The following is a 21,677-nucleotide window of genomic DNA, read 5'->3' as shown; positions in this document are numbered from 1 at the left end:
TGGTGGGTGAATCGTATAAGGGGCTGGCGTAGGTTGGCCTTTTCTTATTGCCGCTTTTATGATATTCTTATAGTCAATGGCCGTGGCGTAAGGGAAGGTTTGTTTTTTTCTTTATGTCAAATCAGGCCTGATAGGAGTGGGATTTTATGGCATTTGACGGAATTACCATTGCCAGTCTGGTACATGAATTTAAGGATACCCTGGAGGGAGGGCGTATTTCTAAGATTGCCCAGCCTGAAAAGGATGAGTTGCTGATTGCCATCAAGAATAACAAGGAAAATTACAGGCTTCAGATATCGGCCAGCGCAAGTCTGCCGCTGATTTATCTTACGGATAAGAATAAGCCCAGCCCCATGACAGCCCCGAATTTCTGCATGCTGCTGCGCAAGCACATCGGAAGCGCGCGGATTGTGGGAATCAGCCAGCCCGGACTGGAGCGGATCATTGAGTTTGAGCTGGAACATCTGGATGAACTGGGGGATCTTTGCCGGAAGAAGCTGATTGTGGAAATCATGGGCAAGCACAGCAATATTATTTTCTGCAAAGAGGATAAGACCATCATCGACAGCATCAAGCATGTGTCGGCCCAGGTCAGCTCGGTCCGCGAGGTACTGCCGGGCAGGGAGTATTTCATCCCCCAGACCGTGGCCAAGGAGGATCCGCTTACGGTTTCCCAGGAAGCCTTTGCCGGTCTCATGGAAAATGCCCCCATGCCACTGCAGAAGGCGCTCTATAACCGCCTTACCGGAATCAGCCCCATTATGGCCGAGGAAATCTGCCATCTGGCTTCCATTGATTCCGACCTTTCGGCCAACCAGCTTTCAGAGGCAGAGCTGGTGCATCTGTACCATACCTTCAGCCTGGTGATGGAGGATGTGCGGGACGGAAACTTTTCACCGGCCATTGTCCATGACGCGGATGGACCGGTGGAATATGCGGCATTCCCGCTTACATGTTATGAAGGGGATGATTATCATTTGGAGCATATCCCTTCCATCAGCGCACTTCTTGAAAATTATTATGCGTCACGTGACACCGTGACCAGGATCAGGCAAAAATCCTCGGATCTGCGAAGGATTGTACAGACCGCGCTGGAGCGCAACTATAAAAAGTACGATCTGCAGCTAAAGCAGCTGGGCGACACGGAGAAACGTGAGAAATACCGCATCTACGGGGAGCTGCTCAATACCTACGGATACGAACTGCAGGGCGGTGAGAAGTCCCTTCGGTGCCTGAACTATTATACCAACGAAGAAATCACGGTCCCCCTGGATTCCCAGCTGTCAGCCAAGGATAATGCCAAGAAGCATTTTGACAAATACAACAAGCTGAAACGTACCTATGAAGCCTTAACCGACCTGACAAAGGAGACAAAGGCAGAGATTGACCATCTGGAATCCATCAGTTCGGCGCTGGATATTGCCCTTAAGGAGGATGACCTTGTGCAGATCAAAGAGGAATTGATGGAATACGGTTACATCAAGAAACGCAGGTCCGGCGACAAGAAGCCCAGGATTACCAGCAGGCCCTTCCACTACATCTCTTCCGACGGATTTCACATGTATGTGGGCAAGAACAATTATCAGAATGAAGAACTGACCTTCAAGGTGGCCACGGGCAATGACTGGTGGTTTCATGCAAAAGGGATTCCCGGCTCCCATGTGATTGTTAAGTCCGAGGGAAAGACAGACCTTCCTGACCGGGTGTTCGAGGAAGCAGGCGCCCTGGCCGCCTATTATTCCAAGGGACGGGATAATGATAAGGTGGAAATTGACTATATACAGAAGAAGAATATCAAAAAGGTGGCTGGTTCAGCTCCCGGCTTCGTAATCTACCACACCAACTATTCCCTGGTGGCCACGCCTTCATGCAGTCTTAAGGAAGCGGACTGACATGGTCTCTTAACAATCAGCGGCCAGGAAAAGACCGCAAACCGGAAAATAAGGAACTTGGGAATGTGCGCCCGCAGGCGCACGGCAAAAACAGCCGGCTGTCATGTCTCCATAACAGCCGGCTGTTTTTACTTGCATCTGATAACCAAATCCACAACCAAGATACCGTGGATTAGTTGAATTTACGCTTACGGGCAGCTTCAGACTTTTTCTTACGTCTTACGCTTGGCTTCTCGTAATGCTCTCTCTTACGAATTTCCTGCTGAATGCCAGCCTTTGCACAGTTTCTTTTGAATCTGCGTAAAGCACTGTCTAAGCTCTCGTTATCTTTAACAATTACGTTTGACATCGCTCACACCTAACCTCCCTCCAGTTGTGTAATTGTGCATAATACAACTGTTTGGGTATTTTTAGCACTGCTATGATTATAGCATAAAAATACCATACGTCAAGAAAAAATTTATATTTCTTGCAGTTATTTTGCATTTTTTTTAAGATAAGACCTATTTCGTCTGTTCTTCCACCACTTCAACTGCTTTTTTAAGGGCATCATCCATGCCGGCCGGGTTCTTGCCGCCAGCCTGGGCCATGCCCGGACGTCCGCCGCCGCCGCCGCCCACAAGACCGGCGATTGCCTTAATCAGGTTGCCTGCATGGGCTCCCTTCTTCTGTACCGCATCCGTGGCAGTAGCCATCAGGTTTACCTTGCCGTCCTGCTCAGAGACAAGAACCACGACCCCGTCTCCCAATTTATCCTTTAACTGGTCTCCCAGGCTTCGCAGGCCATTCATATCAACGCCCGATACCTTTAAGGCCAGGACCTTGATGCCATTGACTTCCTTTACCTGGCTCATGACATCCCCCAGGGAGTCATTGGCCAGCCGGCTCTTTAATTTCTCATTCTCAGAATTCAGGGACTTAATCTCATCCAACAGTGCATGGATTTTTGAAGTAAGGGCTGCAGGCGTTGTCTTGGCTGCCTTGGCTGCCTCATGGAGTTCTGCCTCCACTTCCTCATAATACTTCATAAGCCCCTCTGATGTAAGGGCTTCAATACGCCTTACGCCGGCAGCAATGCCTGCCTCTGACAGGATCTTAAATGAAGCGATATTGTTAGTATTCGCCACATGGGTGCCGCCGCACAGTTCTGTGGAGAAATCCCCCATCTCGACCACGCGTACGGAGTCACCGTATTTCTCACCGAACAGGGCCATTGCCCCTGTTTTCTTGGCCTCCTCCAGGGTCATGGTTTCAGTCACCACCGGAAGGGATGCCTGAATCTCCCTGTTGACCAGCGCCTCTACCTTCTTAATCTCCTCAGGTGTCATGGCTGAGAAATGGGTAAAGTCAAAGCGGAGCCTTCCTGCATCCACATAGGAGCCGGCCTGTTCCACATGGTCTCCCAGTACCAGGCGGAGGGCTTTCTGCAGCAGATGGGTGGCACTGTGGTTCTTGCAGATAAGGGCGCGGTTCTTTTCGCAGACTGAAAGCGTCACCCCGTCGTCCACCTGAAGCATTCCTTTTGTCATTATACCCACGTGGCCCACTTTGCCGCCCTGGAGATGAATGGTATCTTCTACTTTAAATTCCCCGTTTTCATTGACAATCACACCTACATCGCCCTGCTGGCCGCCCATGGTGCCATAAAATGGGGTCTGCTCTACAATCACGGTTCCTTTCTGTCCATCCGTAAGGGCCTGGACCAGTTCATCCTCCGTGGTAAGGACCGTAATCCTTGAAACCGCGCTCAGCTTGTCATAACCCACGAACTCCGTTGTGATGGAAGGGTCAATGGACTGGTACACGGTTACGTCCGCACCCATGTAATTGGTTGTCTTGCGCGCCTTCCTGGCTTTTTCCTTCTGCTCCTTCATGGCAGCATCAAAGCCGTCCTCATCCACCCCGTATCCCTTTTCCTCCAGGATTTCCTTGGTCAGATCCAGCGGGAATCCGTAGGTATCATACAGTTTGAACGCATTGGTCCCGGACAGCGTCCTGCCGCCTTCCTTCTGCATCTCCTCTTCCATCTCGCCTAAAATCGTAAGGCCCTGGTCAATGGTCTTGTTAAACTTGTCCTCTTCCTCAGACAGGACCTTGAATATCATGACCTGCTTTTCTTCCAGTTCAGGATATCCATCCTTGCACAGTTCAATTACCGTCCTTGAAAGTTCTGCCAGGAACCTTCCTTCAATCCCAAGCTTCCTTCCATGGCGGGCAGCCCTGCGCAGCAGACGGCGCAGCACATAACCCCGGCCTTCATTGGAAGGCATGATTCCATCCGATATCATGAAGGTACAGGACTTGACATGGTCTGCCACAATACGCAGTGAGACATCTGTCTCATGGTCTTTCTGGTATTCGGTGTGGGACAGTTCACATACCCTGTCAAGAAGGGCCTTGTTGGTATCCACGGTAAACAGGGAATCCACGCCCTGGACCACAACAGCAAGGCGCTCCAGCCCCATGCCCGTATCAATATTCTTATGCTCCAGTTCCGTGTAATGACCATGTCCGTCATTATCAAACTGGGTAAATACATTGTTCCATACCTCAATATAACGGTCGCACTCGCAGCCCACCGTGCAGTCCGGGCTGCCGCAGCCGTATTGTTCCCCTCTGTCATAGTATACCTCGGAACAGGGGCCGCATGGACCGGAGCCGTGCTCCCAGAAGTTGTCCTCTTTGCCGAACTTAAAAATACGTTCTGCCGGAATCCCGATTTCCTTATTCCAGATGTCAAAGGCCTCGTCATCCTCCAGGTATACGCTGGGATACAGCCTGTCGGCATCCAGTCCCACCACTTCTGTCAGGAACTCCCATGTCCAGGCAATTGCCTCATGTTTAAAATAGTCGCCAAAGGAGAAATTACCCAGCATCTCAAAAAAAGTACCATGTCTGGCAGTCTTGCCGATATTCTCGATATCACCGGTGCGGATGCACTTCTGGCAGGTGGTCACACGCTTTCTTGGCGGAATCTCCTGTCCTGTAAAATACGGCTTTAAAGGGGCCATACCGGAATTGATTAAAAGCAGGCTGTTATCATTATGCGGAACAAGGGAAAAACTCTTCATGGCAAGATGGCCCTTGCTCTCGAAAAATTCAAGGAACATCCGGCGGAGCTCATTCACGCCGCGGTACTGTGGTTCTTTCACTTTATCTTCCTCCATATCATCACATCATAAATTACATAACCGTCATTTTACCATATTGGTATATAATTATCAAGACTCACTTCACAAAATAAGCGGGAAAACCAAGGATTTCCCTTTGGTTTTCCCGCTTATCCGTGACTTTATACATTCCCTTTCCCGGACCGCGCATGGGAAACCGGTCAGGCTTCCTACTGCCCGGATAGGGCGGCCGCGGTTTCCTCTTCCTCCTGGGCCGGCAGGCCGTTGGCCTGTTCATATCTGCCTGCCAGTTCATATGCCCTGTTCCTTGTAAGACTTGCCATAGTGGCCGAATATCCGATCCGATCCACTGAACCGCCGCTTTTTCCCGTGTTCTCTGCAGCCCTTGTCTCCCTGGTTTTCAGCCATTCCTGCTGTTCGGAAGCCAATCTGGCCGCGTCCTCCTGGGGCAAAAGTTCAAGAAGCGCATTATAAATGGAGTTCAGTTCCCCCTCCCACATCCTGAGTTCGGTCTCAGCCGAGGTCTTGATGGAATAGACATTGGAATCCGTCTCCTGCTCACGCATCTTCTGGATCTGTGAATCCAAATCCATCAGGCGCTGCCTGTAATCAATGGCAAGGACCGTCTTTGCCCCGTTTTCTTTTGCGCCTGTCAGCGGCGAGATGGGCATCTGCTCCACAGGCACTTCATCCTCTGAATATATCTGGACTGCCTGGGCCCTGTCCTCGGAAGATGCAGCTGTCTCTTCAGCAGCAGCGGCGGCTTCTGCCCTGTCTTCCACGGAAGAAGACGCATACGCAGCCCCCGGGCCCGCTCCTGCTGCCGGGGCAGCACCAAGGCTCCTGCCCATGGGAGCAGGAATTTCCGTGGCTTCCTGCTCCTTTTGTTCCTCCTCTTTCACTTCAGAGGCAGATGCAGTGGAAGGTGCGCCTGCAGGCATCCCGCCAGCCGTTGTCGCCGTATCCATGGCTGTTGCCTGGCTTTTTACGTAGTACTTGGTATAATGGGTTACCCCGGTCCCTATCACCAGGATGCAGATGATTACAATCCATATTCGTTTATCCTTCATTGTCACACTTCCCTGCTGTGTTCTTGTCACTACATTATCACAAAAAAACAGGAAAGTGAATATGCAGATGAAAGGAGTAATAGATTGTAAGAGATACGTAAGAAATCAGCTTTCAAGCCCTTCATCAATCATCAGGTCATTACCGTCAGCCGCAGAGGTTGCCAGCTGGTCGCAGCGCTCATTCTGGGGATGGCCTGCATGTCCTTTTACCCAGATAAAGCTTACCTGATGGGGCTCCTTTGCCTTTAAAAGCCGCTTCCACAGGTCAATATTCTTAACAGGACCGCTTTTGCCGCGGTTCCATCCCTTTGCAATCCAGCTGTCAATCCATCTCTGGTTAAATGCATCTGTCAGGTATTTGGAGTCGGAATATAACTGCACCTGGCATGGCCGGTTCAGCGTCTCCAGTCCCATGATGGCAGCCATCAGCTCCATCCTGTTATTGGTTGTGCGCACGTATCCGCCGGACAGGGTCTTTTCATGCAGCTGCCCCTTGCTGTCCGTGAAATGCATCACCACCCCATAACCTCCAGGGCCGTCCGGGTTGCCCCTGGCTGAACCATCCGTATAAATCTGTACTTTACTCATGTATTACTGTCTCCTGTCCTTACCGGCCCTATCTGTTCCATTTATCGCAGAGGGCCAGTATCTGTTCTGTAAAATGTGTTAAATCCTTATTGGCCCCTCCCTGGTTGCGGCTGATTACATCCATAAGAAGCTTACCGGCATCCACAAGACGTGTATAGACACCGGTTGCCTTGCGTCTGGCTGCTGTTTCTTTCTCAATCAGCACAGGCCCGGCCTCCTTGATCCAGCACCCCTTAATCAGATCAAACTGCGAACCGGAAAACGGCGCCCTGGCTTCCAGCTTCAGCTGGGTGTTCAGCATATCCGCAAATGCGGTACAGGACTCCTCATCGCCATGGACCACAAACACATAATCCGGACGTTTCCCAAAGGAGGATATCCATGTAAGCAGCCCGTCCCGGTCCGCGTGTCCGCTGATTCCTTCAATATTCTCAATGTGGGCCCTTACATCAATCTCCTCCCCAAAAATCTTAACGGTCTGTGCACCGTCCTGGAGCAGGCGCCCCAGGGTTCCCTCTGCCTGGTATCCTGCAAAGACAATGGAACATTCCGGCCTCCAGAGATTATGCTTCAGATGATGCCTGATTCGGCCCGCATCACACATGCCTGCTGCGGATATGATTACCTTGGGCGTCATATCAAAGTTGATGTTTTTTGATTCCTCGCTGGTAATAGACAGCTTAAGCCCGGGAAAATCAATGGGGTTGATTCCCTTTTCCACCAAAGCCTTTGTCTCATCGTCATAGCATTCCAGCATGTTTTCCTTAAACACATGGGTGGCTTCCACTGCCAGCGGGCTGTCCACATAGACGTCAAAGCCGTCATGTCCCTTGACCAGTTTTTCATCCTTGATATGCCGTATCAGATAAAGCAGTTCCTGGGTACGTCCCACTGCAAAGGCAGGAATCACCACGTTGCCGCTCCGGTCCAGGGTCTCCTGGATGATGCGGGCCAGGTCCTCCACATGGTTTACTCCCTTTTTATGGTAGCGGTTGCCATAGGTGGATTCCATCACCACATAATCCGCCTCATCAATATACTGCGGATCCCTTATGAGGGGCTTGTTCTTATTGCCGATGTCCCCGGAAAATACAATCTTCTTGGTCCGGCTTCCCTCGGTAGCCCATATCTCTATGGATGCGGATCCCAGCAGATGCCCCACATCCGTAAAACGCAGGGTCAGGTTGTCATTCAGTTTGAATTCCTGGCCATAAGCCACCCCTTCAAAATGCTTCAGCACATCCTGTGCATCCTCCATGGTGTAAAGGGCCTCCACCTCACTGCGTCCGGCGCGCCGGGCCTTACGGTTCTTCCACTCAGCCTCCATCTCCTGTATATGGGCACTGTCCTTCAGCATGATGTTGCACAGGTCAACGGTCGCATAGGTGGCTATCACCTGGCCCCGGAACCCTCTTGCATAGATCCATGGCAGCATGCCCGCATGATCGATATGGGCATGGGTCAGGAACACGTAGTCTATTTCACGGTAACTTACGGGAAGTTCCGCGTTCTGATAGATATTGTTACCCTGTTCCATGCCGCAGTCAATCAATACCTTTGTTTCCCCTACTTCCAGAAAATGACAGCTTCCAGTCACCTCATGATCCGCCCCGATAAATGTTAGTCTCATCTGCATTCTCCCCTCTGCGTATAATATAGTCCCGCCACATAAATATTCTGTCAATTCTGGCTACAGTATACCATGTTCTCCGTATGAATGCAAATAGTATCGCTATATTTACACAATTTCCCGAAACCTATCATGCTTTCAACACACCTGCGGCCGACTGTTGATTTCAGATAATGATGCATATCATTCCGCCGTTGCTGTCATTGATGATTTTCTGCAGGGTATCCTGAAGCTTGAGCTGGCAGTCTTCCGTCATCTGTGAGACCTTTGCCTGTATCCCATCCTCCACAATCTGCTCAATGGATTTTCCGAAAATATTGGTGTTCCAGATTCCGTCGTCACTGTCCCTGGCATTTTCCTTAATATAGGCAATCAGGTCCTGGGCCTGCTGTTCACTGCCCACAATCGGCGCAATCTCCGTCTCTATGTGGGCCTTTATCAGGTTGATGGAGGGGGCTTCCGCCTTCATCTTCACGCCATACTTGTTGCCATGCTTGATGACCTGGGGCTCATCCAGGACAATCTCAGAGCGTTCCGGGGTCACTACGCCATAGCCCTTAAGGCGTACCTGTGTCAGGGCGTTCTGGACCTTTTCATATTCCTTCTGCATGTTGGCCAGGCTGCTTAAGGTCTGCATCAGCTGGTATTCACCCTCTATGGGGAGCCCCACATAGTCACTGAGGATCTGGTAATAATAGCTGTCGTCCATATCCACCTGCACGGCCACCCGTCCGTCTGCCATCTGCATGTTCTTTACATTCATGGACCGTATGGTGTCCGTGTTCTGTGCGGCCAGTTCACCGGCCACATCCTTCATATGGCTGACCTTCTGGATGACTCCCCTGGCAGCCTGGATGACCTGGGCCTTCAGCCAGTGGGTAGCCGGCAGGATTTCCAGCCATTTCGGAATATGGAAGTCCATCTCCGTGACCGGGAATTCCTTCAGCACCTTCTCCAGGATATGGAATACATCATCCTTTTTCAGCTGTTCGCAGTTAACCGGAAGCACGGATACGCCGTATCCTTCCGACATTTCCTTGGCCAGCTTGGCTGTCTCGTCCGAGTAGGGCTTCATGGAATTGAGCAGGACCACAAATGGTTTCCCCAGCTTTTTCAGTTCATCCACCGTCTGTTTTTCAGCTGCTATGTACCCTGGGCGTTTGATTTCCCCGATGCTGCCATCCGTGGTCACCACAATCCCTATGGTGGAGTGGTCATTGATGACCTTCCTGGTGCCCAGTTCCGCTGCCTGGGTAAAAGGGATGTCGTAATCAAACCAGGGGGTCTTCACCAGACGTTCCTCTCCGTTTTCCACGTGTCCTGCCGCACCGTCCACCATGAAGCCCACACAGTCAATCAGCCTTACCTTGGCTTCAATCCCATCGGCCAGGTTGATCTTGGCTGCTTCCTTGGGGATGAATTTGGGTTCTGTTGTCATAATGGTTTTTCCGGCAGCACTCTGGGGCAGTTCATCACGGCTCAGGTTCCGCAGGTTATCATCTTCCATTGCAGGAAGCACCAGGAGTTCCATGAACCGCTTGATGAACGTTGATTTGCCTGTGCGCACCGGCCCCACCACACCTATGTATATCTCTCCGCCTGTTCTCGCTTGAATATCCTTGTATACATTAAAATTGTCCATAAATATACCCCCTTGCTATGCTTTTATAATATATGCACAGGGAATTATGGGTATGATAAATAAATGCGGATGTATTTTTTATTGAATTACCAGTGGAAATATGGGACATATCATCCAGAACTGCCGCAGACGGCATCAAAACCATTGAATCAATCCGATAAACAGATAGGAATATAAGCCAGCCAATGTTTGATTCCCTGGCTGGCTATGCTGATTTCTTTTCCAGGGCCTCTACCCTGCGCTCTACTTCCTGTATCATCTGAAGCAGAAGAGCCCCGTTAATATCATCCAGTTTCTTAATCCTGTAATACTCGGTCATCTCGTCCAGCCTCTGCTTCATATCATCCAGCTGATCCTGAAGCTTAATATGGATACGGTCCAATTCGCCAAGTATCAGGTTCTCAGATGCGGCAAAACGCTTATCCAGATGCTTCTCCAGCCACTCACGTTCCTGGGCAAACCGCATCTCCATCCGTTTTCCAAAGCACTCATCCTGTTCTGCAAAGCGGGCATCGTTCCGCTTCCCCTGTTCTTCAAAACGGGCGTCTATGCGCTTCTCCTGTTCTTCGAAACGGGCGTCTATGCGCTTCTCCTGTTCTTCGAAACGGGCGTCTATGCGCTTCTCCTGTTCTTCGAAACGCGCATCCATCCGATTCTCCATGCGCATCTCTGATGCCGTTATCTCTTCCTTCATAACAAGACGGATCATTTCCAAGTCCTGTCTGTCAAGCATGGCCTCACTCCTTTCAAAATTGTTATTCCGGCCGTAAACTATATATAGCACAATCACGCAGGGATTTCAAGAGCGGATTTCAGAATATGGGACAGGGCAGGATCCCGTATCAGTCCCGCCCTGTTCCCTCCATCTTTTTATATCCTTATTTTTGCATCCTTATTCACTCAGGTAAGCCTTCTTCACCTGATTATTGTTCATCAGTTCCTTTGCATCGCCGCTAAGCGCAATGTTGCCTGTCTCAAGCACATATGCCTTGTCTGCGATGGACAGGGCCTTCTTGGCATTCTGCTCCACCAGGAGCACGGTGGTGCCGTCCCCGTTAATCTTCTGGATGATATCAAAAATCTCATTCACGTAGATAGGCGAAAGGCCCATGGAGGGCTCATCCATGACAATCATCCTGGGATGGCTCATAAGGGCCCTTCCCATGGCAAGCATCTGCTGCTCACCTCCGGACAGGGTTCCTGCGGGCTGGTTCTTACGTTCATCCAGACGGGGGAAGCGGCTGTATACCATCTTAAGGGTTGCTTCCATCTCATCCTTATCTTTTCTGGTGTATGCCCCCATCTTCAGGTTCTGAAGCACGGTGAGGGTTGCGAATACCCGTCTTCCCTCAGGCACATGGGCAATGCCCATGCCCACCAGTTTATATCCGGGAACCTTTGTTATATCCGTACCTTCATAAACGATCTTACCGGACTTGGCATGGATCAGCCCTGTAATGGTATGCAGGGTTGTTGTCTTTCCTGCACCGTTGGCGCCGATTAATGCCACGATTTCTCCCTGGTCCACATCAAAGGAGATTCCTTTTATGGCCTGGATCACGCCGTAATAGACTTCCAGGTCCCTGACTTCAAGCATAGCCATATTACCATCTCCTCCTATTCACCAAGATATGCTTTGACAACTTCCGGATTGTGAAGCACGGAGCTGGTGGGCCCCTGGCACAGTACCTGGCCGAAGTTCAGCACGGTCAGTTCCTCACAGATGCCGCTTACCAGCTTCATGTCATGTTCAATAAGAAGGATTGTCATATCAAAATTATCGCGTACAAAGCGGATGGTGTCCATAAGTTCCGCTGTCTCATTGGGATTCATGCCCGCCGCCGGCTCATCCAGAAGCAGAAGCTTTGGTTTCGTGGCAAGGGCCCTGGCAATCTCCAGTTTTCTCTGCTTGCCGTAGGGAAGGTTGGATGCCTTGTAATCACACTCTTCATCCAGGCCGAATACCTTCAGAAGCTCCATGGCCTTCTCATCCATCTTCTTCTCCGTCTTATAGTACCGGGGAAGCCGGAAAATACCTGCTGCCGTGGAATATCTGTACTGGTTGTGAAGTCCCGCCTTAACATTATCCAGCACGGACAGGTCCTTGAACAGGCGGATGTTCTGGAACGTCCTGGCAATGCCGGACTGGTTAATCTCCGTTGTCTTCCTGCCGGTTACATTGATTCCATTTAACTCAATGCTGCCGGCATCCGGTTTATATACGCCGGTCAGCAGGTTGAATACCGTTGTCTTACCGGCCCCATTTGGTCCAATCAGCCCATAAAGCTGGCCTTTATCTATACTTATCTGGAAATTATCAACCGCCTTAAGGCCGCCAAAGGCTATGCTTAAATTCTTAACTTCAAGTAATGCCATGTTACGCTGCCTCCTTTGCCGGTTTTTTATCTTTCCTGCCAAACCTGTCCATAATCCGTTCACGCATGGTCACGAACTGCGGCGCGGAGTTGAAAAGCATGGCCAGGATCAGTACGATTGCATACATAAGCATACGGTAATTGCTGAGTCCCCTGAGCATTTCCGGAAGAAGGTACAGGATGACCGTTGCTATGACAGAGCCCCTGATGCTTCCGATGCCGCCCAGGACCACATACACAAGAATCATGATGGACATGTTATACCCAAAGTTCTTGGGCTGCGCGGTCAGGGTGGTCAGGTTATGGGCATACAGCACGCCTGCAACCCCTGCAAGACCGGCTGAGATGGAAAATGCCAGCAGCTTGTACTTTGTAATATTGATGCCTATGGATTCAGCAGCAATACGGTTGTCGCGGATGGCCATGATTGCGCGTCCTGTACGTGAATGAACCAGGTTCATCACAATGAACAGGGTAATGAGCACCAGGATGACGCCAATGGTAAAGGTGGCTGCCTGGGGCGTGCCAGTGATTCCCTGGGCGCCTTTTATGAGGATTTCCCCGCCTTCTTCCAGCTTCAGGGACATGGAGTCCTTAAAGGAAATGTGGAAGCCGGAGGAATCGCGTCCCAGATAAATGGCATTGACCAGATTCTTAATGATCTCGCCAAAGGCCAGGGTCACGATTGCAAGATAATCCCCCCTCAGACGGAGGACCGGTATTCCGATCAGCATGCCGAAAACAGCCGCTGCCGCTGCGCCGATTACAATGGCAATCACCAGGCTCAGGGTTGGATTGATGGAACCCTTCATACATTTTGAGAACAACGCGCCTGCAAATGCGCCCACACACATGAAGCCGGCATGTCCCAGGCTCAGTTCGCCCAGGATTCCCACGGTCAGGTTCAGGGAAACCGCCATGATCACATAGATGCAGAAAGGAACTAAAAGCCCCTTTAACAGGCTGGATATATGACCGGTGCCAACCAGGACCTGCATGATGATATAGGCCGCGGCCACTATCCCATATGTAATCATATTATTAATGAATATCTTACGTTTTGCATTACTCTTCATACCGGCACCTACACTTTCTCATTAATCTTCTTGCCCAGAATACCGGTGGGCTTGACAAGCAGCACGATGATCAGCACGGAAAATACGATGGCGTCGGACATCTGTGATGATATGTATGCTTTTGAAAGGATTTCAATCACGCCCAAAAGGATTCCGCCGATAAATGCCCCCGGAATGGAGCCAATGCCGCCGAACACGGCTGCAACAAAGGCCTTGATACCCGGCATGGAGCCTGTATACGGGGTAAGGGACGGGTAAGCGGAGCACAGGAGCACACCAGCAATGGCCGCCAGGGCGGAGCCGATTGCAAAGGTAAGGGCTATGGTGCCGTTTACGTTAATTCCCATCAGGGTGGCCGCGCCCCTGTCCTCAGAGACAGCTAACATGGCCTGGCCTGATTTGGACTTATTGATGAAGGTGGTTAAGCCCAGCATGATGATGATACAGGTAAGGATGGTCACAATGGTCTCCCCTGTAATGGTCATCTGCCCGTCTGCCAGCTTAATGGCAGGGATGGTGACAACGGATGTAAATGACTTCGTATCCGCGCCGAATATAAGCAGGGCCACATTCTGCAGCAGATAGCTGACACCGATGGCCGTAATCAGTACGGCAAGAGGTGAAGCGCCGCGCAAAGGCTTATACGCAATCCGCTCAATGGTCATCCCCAGCAGCGTACAGGCCAGGACCGCCACAAGTATGCCCGCCAATGGCGGGAATCCCATGGTGCTGACCGTGACAAATACCACGTAGCTGCCAATCATAATAACATCGCCGTGAGCGAAGTTCAGCATTTTGGCAATCCCGTAAACCATTGTATATCCAAGAGCTATGATGGCATATACACTGCCCAGGCTTATGCCGTTGATTAAATAGTTAATAAAGCCCATACCTGCACCTCTTTGTCTGAAGTCTTTTTTGATTTACCGCTGTGAAGCGGCGGAATCCTGTAACTTATGATATCATGAAACCTTACTATAAACAAGAGGGTTGTCATAGTGACAGCCCTCTGTTGGGTTTTGTGTTGTAACAGTCAGTCCACCTTATCTGAATGGGCTGTACTTACATGGCTGCGTATGCTCCGTCCACTACCTTAACGGCCTTTGGCGCCTTGTGAGGCTCACCGTCCTCGGTCCAGGTCATGCCTTCGCCGGTCAGTCCGTCTAACTTGATGTTCAGCATGGAAGCCTTCAGGGCATCGCAGATAGCGCTTGCATCCATATCAGCGGTCACATTGGCATCTTCCATGGCTGCCTTCAGGGCGTAGATTGCATCGTACGCATCAGCTGCGAACTGTACAGGAACTTCATTGTATGCATCCTTGTAGCTCTTTACAAAGTTAACAGTCAGGTCGTCTGTTGCATCTGCTGCAAATGGTGTAAGCAGCATCAGGCCCTCTGCCAGGCTGGTGTCAAAATTCTCAACCTGAAGGATTCCGTCCATACCGTCACAGCCAAAGAACTGTGTCTCAAAGCCGGCCTTGTCAGCCTGCTGTAAAATCAGGGAAGCCTCTGTGTAGTAAATCGGCAGGAATACCAGCTCTGCGCCGGCATCCTTGGCCTTCTGCAGCTGTGTGGAGAAATCCTTGTTGCTGTCAGCCGTGAAAGCCTCGGCCGCAACAATCTCAAGGCCCTGGTTCGCGGCCTCTTCCGCAAACTTCTCATAAATACCGCTGGAATAGATATCGGAGCTGTCATAGATAACAGCAATCTTGGTTGCCAGCTTGTTCTCGCCTATGTACTTAGCGGAAGCAGCGCCCTGGTCCGGATCGGAAAAACAGATACGGAACACGTTAGGATTGGCCGCGCACTCCACGGCGGAGCCGGATGGGGTAATCTGGAACATGTTGTCAGCCGCCGTCTTATCAGCAACAGCGATACATGGGCCGGATGTCACGGTGCCCATCAGCGCCTGCATTCCCCAGTCCTTTAATGTATTATAAGCACTTACGGACTTCTCCGGATCATGCTCATCATCCTGGAAATTAAATTCAATTGTACATCCATTGATGCCGCCTGCCGCGTTAATCTCATCAACTGCCAGCTGTGCGCCGTGCTGAACGGCCAGGCCATATACAGCCGCGCCCCCGGTAGTGGGTCCGATACCGCCAATCTTAATCACGCCGCCTGCTGCCGCGTTATCCGCTGCTCCTGCCTTGTCTGCCGCGGTTGTCTCGGCAGCCTTAGTGGTCCCTGCTGTGCCGGAACCGCCGCATGCTGTTAAAGAAGCAGCCATGGCCACTGCCAAACCAAGACTAAATAATTTCTTTTTCATAATTTTTCCTCCTCTTGCTTTTCCTTACCCTTCCGCGTCGAAACACCGCGGACTTTCTTTGTAAAGCTTTCTATATTATAGGTAGTTACCGGAGGATTGTCAACCTTTTCATAAAAATTATAGGTTATTTTTCGCGAATGACCGAAAATTTGTGCCTGAATTCATCTTATTACCGCAAAAGCCCCCATTTTTTAAGGGAGGGGAGCCAATCCAGGCATCCCCTCCCTTAAACCTAACCGCATATGTCATTGCGCATCCCATTCCAGGCCGGAATTCTCAATCCGTTTATCCCTGAGCATCAGCTCGGAAACAGCTTCCTTTGCAGGCATGCCGTCAAACAGTATGGCATTGACCTGTTCAACAATGGGCATGGATACCCCATACTTCCCTGCAAGGGCCAGGGCTGCCTTGGCTGAGTAGACGCCTTCCACCACCATCTTCACCTCTGCCATGGCTTCCTCCATGGTGTATCCCCTGCCAATCAGTATGCCTGCCCGCCGGTTGCGGCTGTGCATGCTGGCACAGGTAACAATCAGGTCGCCGATTCCCGTAAGGCCGGCAAAGGTTTCCATCCTGCCGCCCATATCCATACCCAGTCTGGATATCTCCGCAATCCCCCTGGTAATCAGGGCTGCCTTTGTATTATCGCCATATCCAAGGCCGTCGGCCATGCCGGCTGCCAGGGCAATCACGTTCTTCAGGGCGCTTCCCAGTTCTATCCCCAGGATATCCGGACTTGTGTACACCCGGAACACCTGGCTCATGAAAATCCCCTGTACAAATTCCGCCACATGCTTCTTATGTGCGCCTGCCACACAGGTGGTGGGCAGTCCCCTGCTTACCTCCTCCGCATGGCTTGGGCCGGACAGGACCGTAACCTCTGCCTCAGGCAGTTCCTGCTCTATGATCTGTGACAGGGTCATAAGGGTATGCTCCTCAATTCCCTTGGCCACATTGGTAATGACCTGGCCCGGCCTGATATATGCCTTCATCCTCCGGGCCGTGTCCCTGACAAATACAGAGGGCACTGCCAGGACCAGCAGGTCCTTATCCTCCATGGCTTCCTTTAGATCATCCGTAAAACCGATTGCCACAGGAATCTTTACTTCCGGCAGATTCCTGTGGGCATGGGTTTCCTTCAGCTCTTTTATTTCCTCTGGTATTGCCGACCAGATTACCACCTGATGTCCATTGCCATGGAGCAGCACTGCCAGCGCCGTTCCCCATGTACCTGATCCAATTACACCGATTGATGCCATAACTTCACCGTCCATTTTGATATTTTATTGCTTTTTCGCACCCACCTTATTCTCCCTGCCCTGGGCCAGCCTGACAATATTGGCCCTGTGTCTCCAGAAGGCCATGATGGATATCACCGCAGAAACCCCGTAGAATTCAAGCCTTGATGTCTGGGAAAGACCGTAGGCGCCCATCTGTCCCATCATTATATTCCAGATAAGGAAGATGGTGGAAACCACAAGGGAGCCTAGGGACACATATCTGGTAACAGCCACAATGAGGATGAATGCAGCCAGGCACAGGGCCGTCAGCCTCCAGTCTAGTGAAAACATAATCCCGGCAGTTGCAGCAATCCCCTTTCCGCCCTTAAAGTTCAGATAAAACGGAAAATTGTGCCCCAGGATCACACCGAATCCGGCATAGAGGATTAAGACATAGACATATTCCGGCCGGGATGCGAACAGGATACGCACCAGGAAACATGGGATCACGGTTTTCAGGAAATCCCCCATAAACACAAGGGCGCCCGCCCTTACCCCCATGACCCTCAGGGCATTGGTACTTCCCGAATTGCCGCTTCCGTGCTGGCGGATATCAATCCCCTTGACCTTGCCATATATATAACCTGTCTGAAAAAGCCCAAACACATACCCCATGACTAAACATATGATCCGTTCCATTCCATTATCCCCCTTGCTGTGTTTATTGTTCCTTTGTCTTTCGCTCGCGGATAAGGAATTTTAAGGACGTCCCCTTAAACCCGAATGAATTGCGGATCTGGTTTTCCAGATACCTGGTATAGGAGAAATGCATCAGTTCCTTATCATTTACAAAAACTACGAATGTGGGCGGTTTCACTGCAACCTGGGTCATATAGTAAATCTTAAGTCTCTTTCCCTTGTCAGAGGGCGGCTGCTGCATGGCAACTGCCTCTGTCATGATCTCATTCAGGACGCCTGTGGCAACCCGCAGGTTCTGGTTCTGCCGCACCGCGTCAATCAGCTCAAACAGCTTCGGAAGGCGCTGTCCCGTTGCCGCGGAAATGAAGATATATTCCGCATAAGGCATGAAGGAAAGGGTCTCCTTTATCTTGTTGGTATACTCATAAATGGTCTTGTCCGTCTTCTCAATGGAATCCCATTTGTTCACGGCCACAATGACACCCTTGCCCCGTTCGTGGGCAATACCGGCAATCTTGGCATCCTGTTCCGTCACGCCCTCGGTGGCGTCAATGACAACAATCACGATGTCCGCACGCTCCACCGCTGTCACGGTGCGGATGATGCTGTAACGTTCCAGTTCTTCCTTAATCTTGCTCTTGCGGCGCAGGCCGGCCGTGTCGATGAACACATAGGGCATGCCGTTATAAACAATTTCAGTGTCCACCGCATCCCTTGTGGTGCCTGCGATATCGCTTACAATGACCCGGTTCTCACCGAGAAGCTTATTGATGATGGAGGATTTGCCCACATTGGGCTTGCCCACAACCGCAATCCTTGGGCGGTCATCCTCTTCCTCCTCTATCTTCTCCCCGTCAAAATGCTTCACCACTTCATCCAGCAGGTCTCCGATTCCCAGCCTGGAGGCAGCTGATACGGGAACCGGTTCGCCGATGCCCAGATTATAGAACTCATATACGTCGTTGCCGAACTTGGCCATGCTGTCCACCTTGTTTACTGCCAGCACCACCGGCTTGCGGGACTTGCGCAGCATATCGGCCACCTTGGCGTCCGAATCCACCAGCCCCTGGCGCACATCCACGATGAAGATGATCACATCTGCCGTGGATATGGCAATCTCCGCCTGCTCCCGCATCTGGGAAAGGATGATATCCTTTGTGTCCGGCTCAATCCCTCCCGTGTCAATCAGCGTGAAGTTCATGTCCAGCCAGCTGCAGTCCGCATAAATCCTGTCCCTGGTCACTCCCGGCGTATCCTTTACAATCGAAATGGTATCCCCTGCTATTACATTAAACAGCGTGGACTTTCCCACATTGGGCCTGCCCACAATCGCTACCACTGGTTTACTCATGTCATTTCCTCTCTTTCAAAACATCCTATATCTGTTTCCTTACAATCCTGTACTCGTCGTCAGACTGATAATAGGGACAGGCATACATGGTATTGTTTAAAAAACGGCCCATTTCGTCCTCATCCAGATCCACTTCACAGATATAGTAATCATTATCCTCATCATACACATAATTGCCGCAGCACTCACAGCTGGTCTTTCCAGGCTTCCTGCCAGATCCCATTGCGTACCATACCCTTCAGATAAAATTGTATCCGCTTGATTTTACTATACGTGTCCCGACTTGTAAAGTCTTTTGACTTATATAATAACAATATTGCCCTCTTTTGTAAATGACAAGTTCTTTTTGAGGAATTGTTTTGTTTTTTTTGAGGAAATATCTGCAACCCCTTGACCCGGCCAAATAAAAAATGGTATAAATCATATGTGATAATATGCAGACATATGAAAATTGGCAATTATTTACTTATTTGACAAAGGAGTACAGCTATCATGGCTAACAATTTCGTATTTAAAGATTCCCTTCCGGTCGCGCCCCTCAAAATCGCTGCCCTGGAAAGCTGTCAGGACCTGGCATCCAAGGTAAACGACCATATCGTCCAGTTCAGGCGCAATGACATGGAAGAGCTTATGCGCCGCAAGGAGGACCTCCACTACCGCGGTTATGACGTGGATTCTTATCTGTTAAAATGCAGCTGCCCCAGATTCGGCACCGGGGAGGGCAAGGCTGTCATCGGCGAATCCGTCCGGGGTGCAGATGTCTTCGTCATGGTGGATGTAATGAACTACAGCATCCCCTATACGGTAAGCGGCTATACCAACCACATGTCGCCGGATGACCATTTCCAGGATTTAAAGCGTATCATCGGCGCCTGTACAAATGCCCACAGGGTGAATGTGATCATGCCTTTCTTATATGAAAGCCGCCAGCACAAGCGCAGCAAGCGTGAATCCCTGGATTGTGCCATGGGCCTTGAGGAAGTGGCGGCCATGGGAGTGGAGAACATCATTACATTTGACGCCCATGACCCGCGTGTGCAGAATGCCATCCCATTAATCGGCTTTGACAACTTCATGCCAACCTACCAGTTTGTCAAAAGCCTCTTTACCCATGACTCCAGCATCCGGATTGACAAGGAACACCTGATGATCATAAGCCCGGACGAAGGCGCCATGAACCGGGCGGTCTACCTGGCCAACAACCTGGGGGTTGACATGGGCATGTTCTACAAACGCAGGGACTATTCCCAGGTAATCGGGGGACGCAACCCCATTGTTGCCCACGAATTCCTGGGCGCTTCCGTGGAAGGAAAAACCGTGCTGATCATTGACGACATGATTTCTTCCGGCGAAAGCATGCTGGATACCTGTAAGGAGTTAAAAGAACGCAAGGCAGAGAAGGTCATCGTATGCTGTACCTTCGGGCTCTTCACCAATGGTCTTGAGAAGTTCGATGAATTCCATACCCAGGGTTATCTGGATTATGTCATCACCACCAACCTGAACTACCGCACCCCTGATCTGTTAAAGAGGGATTGGTATCTGGAAGCAGATATGGGCAAATACCTGGCCGCCATCATCAATGCACTGAACCATGACCGTTCCATCAGCTCTTCCCTCTCACCCACGGAGAAGATCCAGAAGCTGGTACAGAAATACCAGAACGGCGGATATGAGTATTTCCAGAAACTGGTATAACCATAGACAGGTGGAATCAGGTAAAAAACCTGGCAGCCTTACAGACAATCTGCAGCCTTAGATGCAGGGATATAAAAATGCACGGCCCTTCCCGCCATGGAATGGGCCGTGCATTTTTCATCTAAGTATAACCCCGCAATCCGTCCCCAACCATTACCTGATACTTAAAAAGGCTGCCAGATTCCCGCGCTCCTCTCCCACCCTGCGGTGGGAGAACAGGTAATCACTGTTGCACATGGTACAGATATTCGTGGTATGGATCTGCTCTTTGGGCACGCCGGCCTCCTGGAATATGATTTCATTGGCCTTCCATAAATCCAGCTGGTATTTGCCCGGCTTTGCGTTGGCGCGGTACAGTGCGTCCCTGTATTTTGGGTCAAAGGCATCCGCAAAGGCTTCTGCCACCTCTTCCCCCACCTCAAAGCAGTCCCTGCAGATGCTGGGACCGATGCAGGCCGTCACATCCTCAGGCCTTGTGCCAAAGGCCTCTTTCATGGCATCCATGGTCACCTGGCCCATGCGCCTTACCGTCCCCCTCCAGCCGGAATGGCTGAGACCGATTGCATGATGGACCGGATCCACCAGGTACAGGGGCACGCAGTCCGCATAAAAGGTTACCAGGGTAATCCCGGGCACATCGGTAATCAGGCCGTCCACATTCCTGTAATCCCGTTCACGGATAACGCCTTTTCCCTCATCTTCCCGGGTGACCCTGCGCACATTGGTGGTGTGGGTCTGGTAGGAAACCACCATCCGGTCGCGCTCCACTCCCAGGGCATCTGCCATCCTTGTAAAATTCTCCAGCACATCCGCCGGGTCGTCCTTCCTGCTGTAAGAAAAGTTCATGGTGGCGAACCTGCCCTTGCTGGCCCCGCCCAGGCGGGTGGAGAAACCGTTTATCACCATCCCCGTGTCCTCCAGCGCCTTAAAAGAAAGATAGGGCACACCGCCGCGTTCCACATTGCGAAAAACGTTCCTGTCATCCTTATATATCCAGTTAATTGACATGGTATTACCTCCTAGTCCTGATA

The 21,677-nt window shown here is 50.9% G+C and carries 19 protein-coding genes; 2 read left to right on the top strand and 17 right to left on the bottom strand.

Annotated elements, in window-relative coordinates:
• The first annotated feature begins 146 nt into the window (after positions 1-146).
• Positions 147-1,892, top strand: a complete 1,746-nt coding sequence (locus DWX59_RS09600) for an Rqc2 family fibronectin-binding protein (RefSeq protein ID WP_117558453.1) — start codon at positions 147-149, stop codon at positions 1,890-1,892.
• 172 nt (positions 1,893-2,064) lie between these two features.
• Here DWX59_RS09600 and rpsU read toward each other — a convergent pair whose 3' ends face one another.
• The 16 genes from rpsU to DWX59_RS09520 form a co-directional block, all read right to left on the bottom strand.
• Entirely contained in the window at positions 2,065-2,241 is a 177-nt protein-coding gene (gene rpsU / locus DWX59_RS09595) for a 30S ribosomal protein S21 (RefSeq protein ID WP_087218105.1), read from the bottom strand.
• 154 nt (positions 2,242-2,395) lie between these two features.
• Positions 2,396-5,044 (bottom strand): alanine--tRNA ligase, encoded by a 2,649-nt coding sequence (gene alaS, locus DWX59_RS09590; protein ID WP_173906135.1) that lies wholly within the window; start codon positions 5,042-5,044, stop codon positions 2,396-2,398.
• A gap of 188 nt (positions 5,045-5,232) precedes the next feature.
• The gene (locus DWX59_RS09585) at positions 5,233-6,093 is read right to left on the bottom strand and encodes a lysozyme inhibitor LprI family protein (RefSeq protein WP_117558449.1); all 861 of its coding nucleotides are present in this window, start codon (positions 6,091-6,093) and stop codon (positions 5,233-5,235) included.
• 105 nt (positions 6,094-6,198) lie between these two features.
• Positions 6,199-6,681 carry a ribonuclease HI gene (gene rnhA, locus DWX59_RS09580; protein ID WP_117558448.1) on the bottom strand — a complete coding sequence of 161 codons (483 nt, stop codon included), beginning with the start codon at positions 6,679-6,681 and terminating at the stop codon, positions 6,199-6,201.
• A 28-nt stretch (positions 6,682-6,709) separates the two neighbouring features.
• A complete protein-coding gene (locus tag DWX59_RS09575) occupies positions 6,710-8,317 on the bottom strand; it encodes an MBL fold metallo-hydrolase RNA specificity domain-containing protein (RefSeq protein ID WP_117558447.1) in 1,608 nt (535 codons plus the stop codon).
• Between the two features lie 160 nt (positions 8,318-8,477).
• Complete coding sequence (gene spoIVA, locus DWX59_RS09570) at positions 8,478-9,953, bottom strand: stage IV sporulation protein A (RefSeq protein ID WP_117558444.1); 1,476 nt, start codon at positions 9,951-9,953, stop codon at positions 8,478-8,480.
• A 205-nt stretch (positions 9,954-10,158) separates the two neighbouring features.
• Positions 10,159-10,686: a hypothetical protein gene (locus tag DWX59_RS09565; protein ID WP_117558442.1), complete on the bottom strand. Its 528-nt coding sequence runs from the start codon at positions 10,684-10,686 to the stop codon at positions 10,159-10,161.
• A gap of 159 nt (positions 10,687-10,845) precedes the next feature.
• The gene (locus tag DWX59_RS09560) at positions 10,846-11,556 is read right to left on the bottom strand and encodes an ABC transporter ATP-binding protein (protein WP_117558440.1); all 711 of its coding nucleotides are present in this window, start codon (positions 11,554-11,556) and stop codon (positions 10,846-10,848) included.
• Between the two features lie 14 nt (positions 11,557-11,570).
• A complete protein-coding gene (locus DWX59_RS09555) occupies positions 11,571-12,329 on the bottom strand; it encodes an ABC transporter ATP-binding protein (protein WP_117558438.1) in 759 nt (252 codons plus the stop codon).
• A gap of 1 nt (position 12,330) precedes the next feature.
• Complete coding sequence (locus DWX59_RS09550; RefSeq protein WP_117558435.1) at positions 12,331-13,404, bottom strand: branched-chain amino acid ABC transporter permease; 1,074 nt, start codon at positions 13,402-13,404, stop codon at positions 12,331-12,333.
• An 8-nt stretch (positions 13,405-13,412) separates the two neighbouring features.
• Positions 13,413-14,294 carry a branched-chain amino acid ABC transporter permease gene (locus tag DWX59_RS09545; RefSeq protein WP_117558433.1) on the bottom strand — a complete coding sequence of 294 codons (882 nt, stop codon included), beginning with the start codon at positions 14,292-14,294 and terminating at the stop codon, positions 13,413-13,415.
• A gap of 172 nt (positions 14,295-14,466) precedes the next feature.
• The gene (locus tag DWX59_RS09540) at positions 14,467-15,678 is read right to left on the bottom strand and encodes an ABC transporter substrate-binding protein (RefSeq protein WP_117558431.1); all 1,212 of its coding nucleotides are present in this window, start codon (positions 15,676-15,678) and stop codon (positions 14,467-14,469) included.
• A gap of 245 nt (positions 15,679-15,923) precedes the next feature.
• Positions 15,924-16,937, bottom strand: coding sequence for an NAD(P)H-dependent glycerol-3-phosphate dehydrogenase (locus DWX59_RS09535; protein ID WP_117558650.1), 1,014 nt, complete (start codon positions 16,935-16,937; stop codon positions 15,924-15,926).
• A gap of 24 nt (positions 16,938-16,961) precedes the next feature.
• Entirely contained in the window at positions 16,962-17,597 is a 636-nt protein-coding gene (gene plsY / locus DWX59_RS09530; protein ID WP_117558429.1) for a glycerol-3-phosphate 1-O-acyltransferase PlsY, read from the bottom strand.
• A gap of 22 nt (positions 17,598-17,619) precedes the next feature.
• Positions 17,620-18,948 (bottom strand): ribosome biogenesis GTPase Der, encoded by a 1,329-nt coding sequence (gene der, locus DWX59_RS09525; RefSeq protein WP_117558426.1) that lies wholly within the window; start codon positions 18,946-18,948, stop codon positions 17,620-17,622.
• Positions 18,949-18,973: 25 nt separating this feature from the next.
• On the bottom strand, positions 18,974-19,171 hold the full coding sequence (locus DWX59_RS09520; protein ID WP_117558425.1) for a DUF6472 family protein: 198 nt from the start codon (positions 19,169-19,171) through the stop codon (positions 18,974-18,976).
• A 269-nt stretch (positions 19,172-19,440) separates the two neighbouring features.
• Here DWX59_RS09520 and DWX59_RS09515 point away from each other — a divergent pair, with 269 nt between their 5' ends.
• Positions 19,441-20,646 carry a ribose-phosphate pyrophosphokinase gene (locus DWX59_RS09515; RefSeq protein ID WP_117558423.1) on the top strand — a complete coding sequence of 402 codons (1,206 nt, stop codon included), beginning with the start codon at positions 19,441-19,443 and terminating at the stop codon, positions 20,644-20,646.
• Between the two features lie 153 nt (positions 20,647-20,799).
• Here DWX59_RS09515 and pgeF read toward each other — a convergent pair whose 3' ends face one another.
• Positions 20,800-21,654, bottom strand: coding sequence for a peptidoglycan editing factor PgeF (gene pgeF / locus DWX59_RS09510; protein WP_117558421.1), 855 nt, complete (start codon positions 21,652-21,654; stop codon positions 20,800-20,802).
• Positions 21,655-21,677: the final 23 nt, after the last annotated feature.

Origin of the sequence: Enterocloster aldenensis, from assembly GCF_003434055.1 — a bacterium.
Classification (GTDB): Bacteria; Bacillota; Clostridia; order Lachnospirales; family Lachnospiraceae; genus Enterocloster; species Enterocloster aldenensis.
The sequence above is the reverse complement of the archived record's forward strand: the minus strand, read 5'-3'. Positions and strand labels throughout refer to the sequence as shown.

Bases quoted from the DNA above. Each gene is read 5' to 3' on its own strand.
- DWX59_RS09600 (WP_117558453.1), top strand. From the start codon at position 147: ATGGCATTTGACGGAATTACCATTGCCAGTCTGGTACATGAATTTAAG.
- rpsU (WP_087218105.1), bottom strand. From the start codon at position 2,241: ATGTCAAACGTAATTGTTAAAGATAACGAGAGCTTAGACAGTGCTTTA.
- DWX59_RS09585 (WP_117558449.1), bottom strand. From the start codon at position 6,093: ATGAAGGATAAACGAATATGGATTGTAATCATCTGCATCCTGGTGATA.
- rnhA (WP_117558448.1), bottom strand. From the start codon at position 6,681: ATGAGTAAAGTACAGATTTATACGGATGGTTCAGCCAGGGGCAACCCG.
- DWX59_RS09575 (WP_117558447.1), bottom strand. From the start codon at position 8,317: ATGCAGATGAGACTAACATTTATCGGGGCGGATCATGAGGTGACTGGA.
- spoIVA (WP_117558444.1), bottom strand. From the start codon at position 9,953: ATGGACAATTTTAATGTATACAAGGATATTCAAGCGAGAACAGGCGGA.
- DWX59_RS09565 (WP_117558442.1), bottom strand. From the start codon at position 10,686: ATGCTTGACAGACAGGACTTGGAAATGATCCGTCTTGTTATGAAGGAA.
- DWX59_RS09560 (WP_117558440.1), bottom strand. From the start codon at position 11,556: ATGGCTATGCTTGAAGTCAGGGACCTGGAAGTCTATTACGGCGTGATC.
- DWX59_RS09555 (WP_117558438.1), bottom strand. From the start codon at position 12,329: ATGGCATTACTTGAAGTTAAGAATTTAAGCATAGCCTTTGGCGGCCTT.
- DWX59_RS09550 (WP_117558435.1), bottom strand. From the start codon at position 13,404: ATGAAGAGTAATGCAAAACGTAAGATATTCATTAATAATATGATTACA.
- DWX59_RS09545 (WP_117558433.1), bottom strand. From the start codon at position 14,294: ATGGGCTTTATTAACTATTTAATCAACGGCATAAGCCTGGGCAGTGTA.
- DWX59_RS09540 (WP_117558431.1), bottom strand. From the start codon at position 15,678: ATGAAAAAGAAATTATTTAGTCTTGGTTTGGCAGTGGCCATGGCTGCT.
- DWX59_RS09535 (WP_117558650.1), bottom strand. From the start codon at position 16,937: ATGGCATCAATCGGTGTAATTGGATCAGGTACATGGGGAACGGCGCTG.
- plsY (WP_117558429.1), bottom strand. From the start codon at position 17,597: ATGGAACGGATCATATGTTTAGTCATGGGGTATGTGTTTGGGCTTTTT.
- der (WP_117558426.1), bottom strand. From the start codon at position 18,948: ATGAGTAAACCAGTGGTAGCGATTGTGGGCAGGCCCAATGTGGGAAAG.
- DWX59_RS09520 (WP_117558425.1), bottom strand. From the start codon at position 19,171: ATGGGATCTGGCAGGAAGCCTGGAAAGACCAGCTGTGAGTGCTGCGGC.
- DWX59_RS09515 (WP_117558423.1), top strand. From the start codon at position 19,441: ATGGCTAACAATTTCGTATTTAAAGATTCCCTTCCGGTCGCGCCCCTC.
- pgeF (WP_117558421.1), bottom strand. From the start codon at position 21,654: ATGTCAATTAACTGGATATATAAGGATGACAGGAACGTTTTTCGCAAT.